The organism is Desulfofundulus thermobenzoicus (assembly GCF_009428905.1).
Taxonomy (GTDB): domain Bacteria; phylum Bacillota; class Desulfotomaculia; order Desulfotomaculales; family Desulfovirgulaceae; genus Desulfofundulus_A; species Desulfofundulus_A thermobenzoicus.
Genome location: NZ_WHYR01000072.1, coordinates 1 through 12,664, shown reverse-complemented (window position 1 = coordinate 12,664; position 12,664 = coordinate 1). Strand labels below are relative to the sequence as shown.

Below are 12,664 nucleotides of genomic sequence, written 5' to 3'. Positions count from 1 at the left end.
TGATCATCATGCCCACCAGCAGACCGATGGTGTTGAAGTCAATGGCATGCACCGCTTCTTCCGGGTTGATGATGCCGGTGAGGGCCAAAAGGGCGGCTCCCACCAGGGCGGCCACCGTCCGGTGAATCTTTTCCGAAACGATTACGGCATAGGTGATTAAAAAAATGGCTGTGGCAAAAATCACCTGGGTTTGTTCGGACAATGTTCATCCCCTCCCTGTTTTCATTTTGCTTTGTTTCAGAAAGTGGCTGAATTTTCTTGATCCTGTATACATTGTACATGTACTGTTTTTGAACAGATCCGGGTCATTGCCCTGGATAAGCATCATCCCTGCTGGTTATTATGACTTGCATAGCCTCTTTCAATTCACCATTTACTGCCAGCACTTCGGCTGCAAAATCCTTTTGCTGCTCTGTGATACCCGCCAGCCGGGATACCTGCTCCTGGCTGCTTACCCTGGTCAGGCCGGGTATGTACTTGCCATCGGGTATTTCCACCCCCTCAATTAAAGCACCGTGATCGATGAAGCATCCCCGGCCGATGCGGCTGTTAATGACCATTGCCCGGAATCCCACAAAGGTTTCATCACCAATAACGCAGGGTCCATGGATGACTGCACCGTGGGCCAGGCTGACCCGGCGGCCGATTTCTACCCTGCCTCCTTTAAGACAATGGATGATTACACCATCCTGAATATTGGTATTTTCGCCAACGATAATGGGAAATCCTTCATCGGCACGAATTATTGCCAGGGGGAAAATAATCGCCCCGTCGTGAATGACCACTTCCCCGATTAAAACGGCCGTGGGATGCACAAAGGCCAGGCTGCTGATCCGGGGGTAACCGGCCGGTTTCCAGCTTACTGCAGGGGATTTCTGTAACATTTTATCCTCCATAAGAAAATAGATTTTCATGCTTTATGGGGGGAACGAAAGTTCCCATGGGCAACTTCCTCGAAAATAAATTTTCATGTTTTATGGAGGGAACAAATGTTCCCACGGTTAACTCCTTATCTTTTATGAAACTTCCGTTTATTTTCCACTTTACACTCGGCAGACCGGAAGGGATAAAACGGTAAACAGGGGGAGGGGGAGAAATCAGTTCCCCCCTCCCGCATCTTTTATCCAAAAAGTATTTTATTTCACCAGCGGTGGCAGGCCCATAAGGGGCCAGATGGCTAAGGCGAACACCGCCAGCAGGACCAGGGCGATGATGCTCATGGGGATGCCGACCAGGAAAAATTCCCCTGCGGAAAATTGTTTGGATTCATAGGCAATGGCGTTGGGCGCCGCTCCCACCAGCAGGCAGAAGGGCAGTCCCGCCGCGGCCAGGGAGGTCCATAAAATCAGTTCCGGGTTGACCCCCAGATATCCGGCGATGATCAGGGCCACGGGCAGGGTAATGGCTATGGCGGCCACATTCATGATAAAGTTGGTCATGACCATCACCAGGGCGAAGATGGCCAGCACGAAAACCAGCCAGGGGGCGTTCTTGAACAGGGACAGCCAGTGTACGGCCATCCACTGGGCGGCGCCGGTCTGCCACAGGCAGAAGCCGATGGACATGGCCCCGCCGAACAGAAGAACGATGTTCCAGGGAATTCTCTTTTCCAGATCTTCCACCGTAAATACCCGGGTCAGGAAGAAGAGCAGGCCCAGTACCAGCATGATGGCACTCTTGTTCAGGTCTTTCAGTGCCGGGATGAAGTTCTGGCAGGCCAGCAGGGCCACCACCAGGGCAACGGTGACACCAACAAAAATTTCCTGTCTGGAAAGAGGGCCCAGGTTTGCGGAGAGTTCCGCCACCTTTTCCCGCAGGCCGGCAATGCGATCCTTTTCCGGCCTGAACAGTACGATCAGCAGCAGCCAGGCCAGGAACATAACTGCCCAGCCATACAGGATCATCACTTCGGTGTAACGGATAAAACTAATATCCTGGCCGGTGATTTGTTTAAAGAAACCCAGCGCCACCACTCCTCTGGCGGCCCCCAGGAGGGTGATCAGGCTGCCCGCGCCGGCGGTGAAAGCCATGCCGATGAACAGAGCCTTGCCGAAACGACTTTTTTCACCTTCGTTACCGTAAAGGGCCAGAATGGCCATTAAGATGGGAAACATGGTGGCGGCCACGGCGGTATGGGCCATGATATGGGTCAGGACCACAGTAACCACAAATACTCCCAACAGGATCATTTTCGTGTTTTCACCGGTAATCTGCAGCATTCTGAAGGCCAGCCGCCGGGTGAGGCCCGCTTTGGTAAAGGCCAGGCCCACCATCAGCGAACCCAGGATGAACAGGACCGATGGATCCATGAAATCTCTGAAAGCCACATCAGCGGGCCTGATGGCAAACAGGGCCTGGAAAATGCCGATGGCCAGGGCGGTGGCGCCGATGGGAATCACCTCAAATACCCACCAGATGCCCGCCAGCAGGAACAGGCCCAGGGCCATCTGGCCTTCCCGGGACAGGTTGAATACTTTGCCGGCCGGATCCACCGCCGCCGGCAGCGGGGGTAAAAAGTAGAGCAGGAAAAACAATCCCAGGCCCAGGGACATGAATAAAGTCCGCTTCCATTCCCACTTTGCTTCCTTTGGCAGCTGCAGGGGTTGACTGATCTCCGCGGGCCGGGAAGCCGTTTGTGCCCGGGCGTGCCCGGTTACTTCCTCCAGGGTTTTGGCCATAAATAATCCCTCCCCGAAATGGACGTTGGTCGTCAACATCAGTCGTCGGTTTGAGCAGCCCGGCATGGATTTTCATACTATCATGCCGGATACCTGTTTCTAACCGCCGTTCTTGAATTTTCCCGGTTATTGTTTTTAAATGCTGTACCTCCATCTGACACCCCCTTTTATAAGCGGGTAAACATTGTGAGCGTATGTACAATCAGTGCTGGATATATACTCTGATCGGTGAATGTACCCTATAGAACATGATAATGTGATGGATTGCACATGACCGGATTCAGCAACCCCTTTATTGTTGTCAACTGGTTGGATAGCTGCCCGGCAGGGCTGACCGGGATTCCGGCACTGAAAACGCTTGTGTCGTCTGGCGGAGAAACCCCTGCAGCCTGCTGCTTATGGGTGCTGACAACAAATTATAATTTTGTCATCCTCATCATATCACATGGTATGCGTGAATTCAAGCACAAACTTTCATTTAGAGGAAAAATTTTTTTATTATAGTAATGACAAGAATCTGCAGGTCTTCCCGGCCAAAAATGTATAAGGAAATACGGGTAAAACCGGGGAAAAGCATTACCGGGAGCTTGCAGAGAACAATTGTTTCCTGGGCAGGCAGGAAAAAGCAAACCGGCAGCGAATAGGTGAGCAGAAATGACCATGAAAAGGGGGAAATCCCGTGGGATTGCACCTGTTGCTGGGCCGGGCGGGGACGGGGAAAACCCGCCGCTGCCTGGAGGAAGTCCGTGCAGAACTGGAAAAAGAGCCCCTGGGGCCACCCCTGATCCTGATCACTCCCGACCAGGCCACCTTTAATATGGAGCGGGAGCTGGCCCTTCTGGGGGGCAGCCTGCGGGCACAGGTATACAGCTTTCGCCGCCTGGCCTACCGGGTGCTGCGGGAGGCGGGCGGGGCGGCCCGGCTCCCGGTAAACGAACTGGGGCGGCGGATGATCCTGAAAAAAATTTTGCTGGAAGAGCGGGACAGGCTCGCCCTCATGGGCGCCCTGCAAAACCGGCCCGGTTTTCTGTCTTCCCTGTCTGAACTGATCGGGGAGCTGAAAATGTGCCGGATTACTCCCGAGGACCTGGGGGAATTAATCGAAGCGCCCCGGGGGGATCAGCAGAACAATGGTTGGAACGGAAAAAAACCGGAACCGGCAACGGACATGGATGAGGGGCTGGTGTCCCCAGGGGGGGAGGGCGGCCCGGCCTGTTCTCCCGTGCAGGATAGAAAACCCCATATCCCTGCCGGGCCGGGGTGGAACTTAAAGACCGTCGCTCCCGTAGTTATGCCCGGCGGCCTGCTGGAGCGTAAACTTGCGGATCTATACCTGGTCTACCGCCGGCTGGCGATGGATCTGGCCGGCCGGTTTGCCGACCCAGACGACTACCTGGACCTGCTGGCCCGCCAGGTTGCCCGGGCGGATTTTTTAAATGACTGCCGGGTGTGGCTGGACGGCTTTGCTTCGTTTACTCCCCAGGAATACGCCGTTTTACAGGCCCTGCTGGTTAAAGCCCGGGACATCACCGTCACCCTGACTTTGGACCCGGCCCTGGCTGCCGGCCGCCCGGCGGAATACGATCCCTTTGTCGGGTCCTGGGAAACCCGCCGGCGCCTGCACCGGCTGGCCCGGCAGGCGGGTATGGCGGTGCGGGAGGAGTACCTGGAGCCGGACCAGAACTGGCGCCTGGCCAGAGCGCCGGATCTGGCCCACCTGGAACGCCACTATTTCCATTATCCCACCGTACAGTATGCCGGGCCGGTGGAGCGGGTGCAGTTGTTTGCCGCGGTCAGCCCGCGGGCCGAAGTGGAGGGTGTGGCCCGGGCCGTCCGGCGCCTGCTGCGGGAGGAGGGGTTTCGCCCCCGCCAGATCATGGTGACCGTGCGGGACGTGGAGGTCTATTTCCCCCTTTTCAAAAGGGTACTGGCGGATTATGAAATCCCCTTTTTCATCGACCACAGGCAGCCGGTGATGCACCACCCCCTGGTGGAACTGCTGCGCTCCGCCCTGGAAATATGGCAGAAGAACTGGGCTTACGATCCGGTCTTCCGTTACTTAAAGACCGGCCTCACCCGGGTGGAGCGGGAGGAAGTGGACCGGCTGGAGAATTACGTGCTGGCCGCCGGCATCCGGGGCAGCCGCTGGTACAGCGAAAGGCCCTGGGAATACCTGCCCGGCGGTTTACGGGCGGGGTCCGGAGAAAAAGAGCGGGCCGGCCTGCTGGATGGGATCAACCGCATCCGCTGGCGGGCCATAAAGGAATTGCGCCGGGCACAGAAGAAAGCCCAAAAGGCATCCGCCGGCCGCGTGATGCGCCTTTCCGCCCGCCGGTGGGCCGCCATTCTGCTGGAGCTCTGCCTGGATCTGGGCGTGCCGCAGAAACTGGAACAATGGTGCCGGGCGGCCCGGGAAGAATCGCAGCCCGCACTTTTCCGGGAGCACCGGCAGGTGTGGCGGCTGGTGGGCGGCCTGCTGGACCAGCTGGTGGAAACCCTGGGCGAAGCGGAGCTGACTTTGGAGGAGCTTTCAGCCGTAATGGATGCCGGTTTTGAGGCCACGGACCTGGCCCTGATTCCTCCGGTGCTGGATGCGGTGACGGTGGGCAGCCTGGATCGTTCCCGGCCTTCCCGGGACGTGCAGGTGCTGTTTGTGCCCGGCCTGACCGAAGGGGTCCTGCCCGCCCGCCTTAAGACCACCGGGGTGTTTACCGACTGGGAACGGGAAGCCTTAAGCCACCGGCTGGCGCAAAGGAACCGGGAACTGCCCCCGGGCACCGTGGACCGTCTCCAGCAGGAACAGTTTCTGGTCTACCGGGTGCTCACCCGGACCGGGGGCAGGCTTATTTTAAGCCACCCCCTGGGAGACAGCGAGGGGCGGGCCGTAACTCCCTCGCCGGTGGTGCGCCGGGTGAAAGAATTGCTGCCGGGATTAAAACCGCAGTTCCTGCCGGCGGACCCCTCCGGGGAGGACATTATGGAGCACCCGTCCGGGTTGCTGCCGCAACTGGCCCTGCGCTGGCGGGATGCCGCCCGGGGAGAGCCGGTGCACCCGGTCTGGTGGCGGGTGTACAACCTGTTCCTGGAAAGGGAGGAATGGCGGGAGAAGCTGGCCCTGGTGAGGACCGGCCTTATGGGGCGCAATATGGAGCCGCCCCTGGGGCGGGAGCTGGGACGCCGCCTGTGGGGGGTGCAGCGGGGGCGAAGGCATTTTTTAAAAACCACGGTTTACCGTTTGGAGCGGTTTGTGCAGTGTCCCTTTGCCCATTTCCTGGCCCACGGCCTGGGATTGGAGGAGCGGCAGGTTCATGCGGTGGCCCCGCCGGACACGGGCCAGCTGTATCACGAAGCACTGCGCCGTTTCGTGGAACAGGTGCAAAAAGAGGGTCCCGCCTGGGAAGCTCTGGGCGACGGGGACATTCACCGCATTTGCGCGGAACTGGTGGAACAGCTGGCCCCCGCCCTGCAAAACCAGATCCTGCTCTCCAGCGCCCGGCTGCGGCGGCAGAAGGAAAGGCTTCTGGAGCGGGTGAGCCACTCGGCCCGGGCGCTGGCCCGGCAGATAAAAAACAGCCGTTTCCGCCCCGCCGCCCTGGAGGTTTCTTTCGGCACCAGGGAAAACCTTTCGCCCCGGGATATGGCCGCCGGGCAGGAAGCCCTGCCCTTCTGGACGGAACTGTGCCTGCCCCCCCTGGAACTGGCTCTGGACGGTGAGACGGTTTTACACCTGGTGGGGCGCATTGACCGGGTGGACCTGGGCCGGGGCGACCAGTGCCTTTACCTGCGGGTGATCGACTACAAGTCCGGCGCCGGCCGCCTGGACCTGGCCGGGGTGCTGGCCGGCGCCCAGCTGCAGTTGCTGGTCTACCTGTGGGCGGCCCTGGAGCACTTTGCCGCCCTGTGCCGCCACCGGCAGCGGATCCTGCCGGCAGGGGCCTTCTACTTTCAGGTACAGCGGCCCCTGCTCAAACTGGAGCAGCCCGGTTTTTTGCCGGAGGAACTGGAGCGGGAGTGGCTGAAGGAGTTCAGGCTTTCCGGCTGGCTCATCGATCACGGCCCGGAACTTTATTCCCTGAGCGATCAGGGTCTCAAGCCCGGTGCATCGTCCCTGCTGGTGCCGGTCAGGCTGACCGGAAACGGCAGCCCCTATCGCCAGGCAACGGGCCCCTTGTATACTCCCGCCGAATTCCGGGCCATCCTGGACGGGCTGCGGGAGCTGCTGTGCAGGGCCGGCCGGGACATCCTGGACGGCCGGGTGGATATTGCCCCCTTGAAAACCGCCTCCGGCAGCGGCTGCCAGTTTTGTGCCTACCGGCCGGTCTGCCGTTTCGACCTCTGGCTGCCGGAAAACCGCTTCCGCAGCCTGCAGGTGGACAGAAGGGAACTGCGCCGGCGCCTGGAGGATGCCGGCCGGGAAGGGGGGAAGGGCCTTGTCCTCTATAACCTGGACTGATGAACAGCTAAATGCCATCAACACCCGGGGAGTCGACCTGCTGGTTTCCGCGGCCGCCGGTTCGGGCAAGACGGCGGTGCTGGTGGAAAGGATCGTCCGGCGCCTGCTGGACGAAAGGGAACCGGTGGACCTGGACCGGCTGCTGGTGGTCACCTTTACCGATGCGGCGGCGGCGGAAATGCGCCAGCGGGTGGGTGACGCCCTGGTCCGGGTGCTGCAGGAACGGCCGGACAGCCACCTTCTGAAGCGGCAGCTGTTCCTGGTGCCCCGGGCTTCCATAGGCACACTGCACTCCTTCTGCAGTGAAGTGGTGCGGCACCATTTCTATCTGCTGGGCCTGGACCCGGGTTTCCGGGTGATGGATGAAAACGAGGCGGCCCTGCTGCGCCGGGAGGTGCTGGAAGATGTGCTGGAGGAGTGCTACGGGGAGCGGGTGGATGCGCCGCCGGACGACCCCTTTATCTATCTGACCCGGGTCCTGTCGGACCGCCATGGGGACGACCGGCAGCTGGTGGCGCTGGTTTTGCGCCTTTATGATTTTTCCCGCAGCCTGCCCCGGCCCCGGGCCTGGCTGGAACGGGTGGCCGCCTCCCTGGCCCAATCCCCCGGCCTGCCCTGGGAAAAGCAGCCCTGGTACGGGGACTGGCTGGAGATGATCCGCCTGGAACTGGAGAGCTGGCTGGATGCCCTGGCGGAAGCGCTGCACCTGGCTGCCGGTCCAGGCGGTCCTAAGCGCTATGTTCCGGTGCTGGAAGGGGATCTGGCCCGGGTGCGGGGCTGGCTGGAAAGGGTCGGGGGGGATTTTTCCACTCTCAAGCAGGCGCTGGAAGGGGGGCAAAGGTGGCCCAACCTGCCCGCGTCGCCCAGAGGTGAGGCGCTGGAAGAAATCAAAGAGCGGGTGCAGGGGCTGCGCAACGGGGTGAAAAAGGCCCTGCCCCCATTGATTAATAAGTATTTTTCCCGTTCCCCGGAGGAAATGCTGCAGGACCTTTTCCGGCTGGCCCCCCTGGTGCGGTCCCTGGTGGAACTGGTACGGCGCTTTGACGATGCCTACCGGCAGGCCAAGCGGGAGCGGGCCGTGGCCGACTTTGCCGACCTGGAATACGATGCCCTGGCCATCCTGGCCGTCAACGGCGAGGGCTCTCCCTGGGGTATGGATGCCGGCACAGATCCGGATGCTCCCCTGCGGCCGTCCCCCGTGGCCATGGAGTACCGGCAGAGATTCGTGGAGGTGCTGGTGGACGAGTACCAGGATATCAACGGCGTCCAGGAGGCCCTGCTGGAACTGGTCTCCCGGGGGGGCAACCGCTTTTTTGTAGGGGATGTGAAGCAGAGCATTTACCGCTTCCGCCTGGCGGACCCCATGGTTTTTTTGAAGCGCTACCACGAGTTTGCCGACCTGGGTGACGGCTCCTGCACCGGTCCGGGACGGCGGACCATGCTTTCGGCCAACTTCCGCAGCCGCAGGGATATACTGGAAACGGTCAATTACCTTTTCGGGCGGCTGATGACCCGGCGGGTGGGGGAAATGGACTACGATGAAAAGGCCAGGCTGAACGCCGGGGCCGTTGTCCCGGATGTGGCCTCCGGCCGGGCGGGCGGCCCGGTGGAAATCCACCTGCTGGAATATAAACCTCCGGAAAACGCCCCGTCCGGCGGGCCGGGCGTTGATGCGGCCGCCTCCTCCGGAACGGAAGGCGGAGAGCAAAATGGAGCGGCGGGTGAGGATGACCGGCAGCAGGTGGAGGAACTGGATCTGGTCCGCCTGGAGGCCCGGTGGGTGGCGGAGCGGGTGCGCCGGCTGGTAAATGAAGATTTTCCGGTCTATGACCGGGGCAGGAAGGAATACCGGAAGGCCACCTGGCGGGATGTGGTGGTGCTGATGCGCTCGTTGAAGGGCCGGGTGGGTGTTTTCCTGGAGGAGTTCCGCCGGCTGGATGTTCCGGCCTATGCCGGCGGCAGCGGGGGCTATTTCGATGCGCCGGAGGTGCAGACGGTGCTGGCCCTCCTGCAGGCCGTGGACAACCCCCGCCGGGATATTCCCCTGGCGGCGGTGCTCCGCTCGCCCATGGTGGGGCTTAAAGGGGCCGAACTGGCGGCCATCCGCCTGGCCTGCCCCCAGGGGGATTTTTATACCGCTGTGGAGCAGGCCGCCCGGGGAGGCGGCGGGGTGGACCCGCAGCTGGCCGGGAAGCTGGACCGTTTCCTGGCACGGCTGGAGGGCTGGCGGGACCTGGCCCGGCGCCTGCCCCCCGCCGAACTGCTGGAGGAACTTTACCGCCAGACCGGTTACTACCACCTGGTGGGGGCCATGCCGGGGGGTGCGGTCAGGCAGGCCAACCTGCGCTCCCTGGTGGACCGGGCCCGCAGCTTTGAAGGAACCATCTACCGGGGGTTGTTCCGTTTCCTGCGCTTTATCGAACAGCTCCAGGAGGAAGGCCAGGACATGGACACCGCCCGCTCCCTGGGAGAGAATGAGGATGTGGTCCGGATTATGAGCGTCCACCGGTCCAAGGGGCTGGAATTCCCCGTGGTGGTGGTGGCCGGGCTGGGCCGCCGGTTCAACCTCATGGATCTCAGTCAGGAATTCCTCCTCCACCGCCGGCTGGGAATCGGCCCCACGGTGGTGGACCTGGAGCAGGGGATCCGCTACCCCACGGTGCTGCACGGGGTGATCCGGCAGCGCCTGCGCCTGGAGGCCCTGGCCGAGGAAATGCGCCTTTTGTATGTGGCCCTGACCCGGGCCCGGGAAAAACTGATCCTGGTGGCGGCGGCCCGGGATCCCGGGCGGCAGGTGGAGCAGTGGCGCAGCCGGACGGCGGCCGCCCCGCCGGAAGGTCCTTTAAGCGTTTCCCTGCTGGCCGGGGCCGGGTGTTTTCTGGATTGGCTGGGGCCGGCCCTGTGGAGCCACCCGGCGCTGCACGGTTTGGCCTTTCCTGGCGATCAGGCGGTTGCCGCCGGCAGCCGGTCCTGGCAGGTGCACCTCTGGCCGGCGCCGGCACTGGAGCGGCTGTGGCTGGCGGACGCCGGCGGGGAAAAGGGGGAGGAACCGTACTGGCTGAAGCAGTTGGCCGAAATGAAGCCCCTGCCGGAGGAGTGGCTTGCCCGGCAGGAGGAAGGCCGGGCGGAAGACGGGCGGGAACTGATCACCACAGACGAGCTGCGCCGCCGGCTCTTCTGGACCTGCCCCCACCGGGAGCTCTCCACCCTGCCCTCCAAGGTCACGGTCACTGAATGGCGGCGCCGGATGGAGGAACTGGCGGAGCACGGGGGGGAAGAACCCCCCGGGGAAAGGTGGCCGGAGGCGGTTTTCCAGGGCGGCGGGCTGGAACCCCGCGGGGAAGGTGCGGCGGCAGCCCGGTCGGGTGATACGGCCGGGAGGCCTGCGGGAGCGGCTCCCCCGGATTTACCCGGCGGGAATGGGGTTTTTGAGCCGGCGGCAGCAAGTCAGGTTGGGTTCCCTGAGGAACTGCCTCCCGGGTTTGACCTGCCGGCCTTTTACGCCGGGCAAAGTTTAAGCGGGGCCGACCGGGGCCGGGTGGTCCACCTGGTCATGCAGCTCCTGCCCCTGGACGGGCCCCTGGATGAGGGGGAAATCAGGCGGCAGCTGGACCGGCTGGTGGAGAAGGAAATCCTGCGGCCGGAAGAGCGGCGGCTGGTGGATGCGGCTGCCATAGCCCGTTTCTGGCGGACGGATCTGGGACGCCGGGCCCTGGCGGCTGCCCGGGAGGGGCGCCTGTGGCGGGAAGTGCCCTTTACCCTGGGCCTGCCGGTGCCGGATCTGTACCCGGAGATGGCCGGAAAAGTGCCGCCGGAGGAAACCATCCTCCTGCAGGGGGTCATGGATCTCCTGCTGGTGGAGGGGGACGGCCTGGTGATCGTCGATTACAAGACCGACTGGCTGACGGGGCAGGACCTGGATGAAGGGGTGAACCGCTACCGGATACAGCTGAACCTCTACGCCCGGGCGGCGGGAAAGCTCCTGGGGCGGCCGGTGAAGGAGAAATACCTGTACTTCTTTAGTCTGAACCGGGCGGTGGCGGTTTAGTTTGACACCGCAGTATACGCAGGGAGTCCCCTTCCGCAAACGATGAAAAGCGATAAACCAGCTTTAAAATCGCCCGTCACTCACCGGCACTTATATGTTATTTAAGTCAACTATTATAGATATGACGGGGCACTTCCGGTGCCGGGGCATCAGTGAGTGCCGGCCTGCTTAAATCCAACGGCCAACGACTATATTCAGGGAGCTGACAGGTAATGAAGCCACAGCTGAATACACGGGAACTCACCATTTACCTCCCCGGTTTAACCCTGGCCGTAAAGGTGGCCGCCAGTATGGAAGAACTGATTACCGATCCGGCGGACGAGGATAACATTCCCCTGTGGGCCGATATCTGGCCCGCCGCCCGGGGGATGGCCCGGCATATCTGGGAATGCCTGGATTTTTCCGGCCAGAGCGTCCTGGAGCTGGGGGCCGGCGCCGGCCTGCCGGGCGTTGTCTGCGGGCTGAAAGGGGCCCGGGTCACCTTTTCCGACTACAAGCCCGGGGCCCTGGAACTGGCCGCCATGAATGCCCGTTCCAGCGGGGTGAAGGATTTTTCCTGTTTTCTGGCCGACTGGCGGGATTTTCGCCTGGACCGGCGCTTTGACTGGATTATCGGTTCGGATATACTCTATGATCCCAAATTCCACCCTTATTTGTCCAGAATTTTTGAGCAAAACCTAAAACCCGGGGGACAACTGCTGATTGCCCACCCGGGACGCCCGGCCACTTTTAACTTTATTGAGGAGTGGCATAAAAAAACAGGCCGTCCGGTTACGGAAAAAATAATACCCGTGACCATCGAAGATCCCTATTTCCCTTACTATCACGTGCATATCCACCAGTTTTAAGAAAGGCGCGGAAAAAAGGAACCGGCGGTGCCGTGCAGAAATATTAATCATGGTAGCCTAAGGTCATTGACCGGCGGTTTTATTGTTGAAAAGGGGGTGGGCGGCGGCCCGGGGCACGCTGAACAGAATATGGAAAGGGAAGAAAAGATACTTCTCTACGACCTTGATGAAAATCCTCCGGCCAGGCGCACCATGGTCTACGCCCTGCAATGGCTGATCTTTACCCTGGCCAACTCGGCGGTGGTGCCCCTGGTGGTGGGGCGGGCCCTGGGGCTGGATCAGGCGGGCATCGCCGAACTGGCCCAGCGCACCCTGTTTTTTTCCGGCCTGGCTTCCCTTTTTCAGGTGGTCTTCGGCCACCGGCTGCCCATCATGGAGGGCCCATCGGGCATGTGGTGGGGTGTGTTTGTCACCCTGGCCGCCCTGGCCCCCGGCCTGGGCAAGCCGCTGTCCCAGTTGCGTACCGACCTGGAAATGGGGGTGCTGGTGGCCGGGGTGGTGCTGGTGCTGGTGGGTTCCAGCCGGCTGGTGGGCAGCGCCCTCAGCCTGTTCACCCCCGCGGTGACCGGGTCGGTGCTTATACTGCTGGGCCTGCAGCTCAGCGGTACCTTTGTGCGGGGTATGCTGGGCGTGGGGG

General features: G+C 61.7%; 8 protein-coding genes. 5 read left to right on the top strand and 3 right to left on the bottom strand.

Annotation, left to right across the window (positions count from 1 at the left end; genetic code table 11):
* From GFC01_RS16775 to GFC01_RS16765, 3 genes are all read right to left on the bottom strand, one after another.
* A partial coding sequence (locus tag GFC01_RS16775) for an SLC13 family permease (RefSeq protein WP_279233509.1) occupies nt 1-202 on the bottom strand: 202 nt, incomplete at its 3' end.
* Between the two features lie 103 nt (nt 203-305).
* The gene (locus GFC01_RS16770; protein WP_152948304.1) at nt 306-884 is read right to left on the bottom strand and encodes an LbetaH domain-containing protein; all 579 of its coding nucleotides are present in this window, start codon (nt 882-884) and stop codon (nt 306-308) included.
* A 252-nt stretch (nt 885-1,136) separates the two neighbouring features.
* Nucleotides 1,137-2,678, bottom strand: a complete 1,542-nt coding sequence (locus GFC01_RS16765) for an SLC13 family permease (RefSeq protein WP_152948303.1) — start codon at nt 2,676-2,678, stop codon at nt 1,137-1,139.
* 270 nt (nt 2,679-2,948) lie between these two features.
* On the opposite strand from GFC01_RS16765, the gene GFC01_RS16760 reads away from it, so the two are divergent.
* The 5 genes from GFC01_RS16760 to GFC01_RS16740 all read left to right on the top strand — a co-directional run.
* Complete coding sequence (locus tag GFC01_RS16760) at nt 2,949-3,182, top strand: hypothetical protein (RefSeq protein WP_152948302.1); 234 nt, start codon at nt 2,949-2,951, stop codon at nt 3,180-3,182.
* A 175-nt stretch (nt 3,183-3,357) separates the two neighbouring features.
* Complete coding sequence (addB, locus tag GFC01_RS16755; RefSeq protein ID WP_152948301.1) at nt 3,358-7,131, top strand: helicase-exonuclease AddAB subunit AddB; 3,774 nt, start codon at nt 3,358-3,360, stop codon at nt 7,129-7,131.
* Nucleotides 7,109-11,179, top strand: a complete 4,071-nt coding sequence (locus tag GFC01_RS16750) for a UvrD-helicase domain-containing protein (protein ID WP_194175010.1) — start codon at nt 7,109-7,111, stop codon at nt 11,177-11,179. Before addB ends, GFC01_RS16750 begins: the two co-directional genes overlap by 23 nt.
* A gap of 212 nt (nt 11,180-11,391) precedes the next feature.
* Nucleotides 11,392-12,027, top strand: a complete 636-nt coding sequence (locus tag GFC01_RS16745; RefSeq protein WP_152948299.1) for a class I SAM-dependent methyltransferase — start codon at nt 11,392-11,394, stop codon at nt 12,025-12,027.
* A 66-nt stretch (nt 12,028-12,093) separates the two neighbouring features.
* A partial coding sequence (locus GFC01_RS16740; protein WP_243137664.1) for a purine/pyrimidine permease occupies nt 12,094-12,664 on the top strand: 571 nt, incomplete at its 3' end.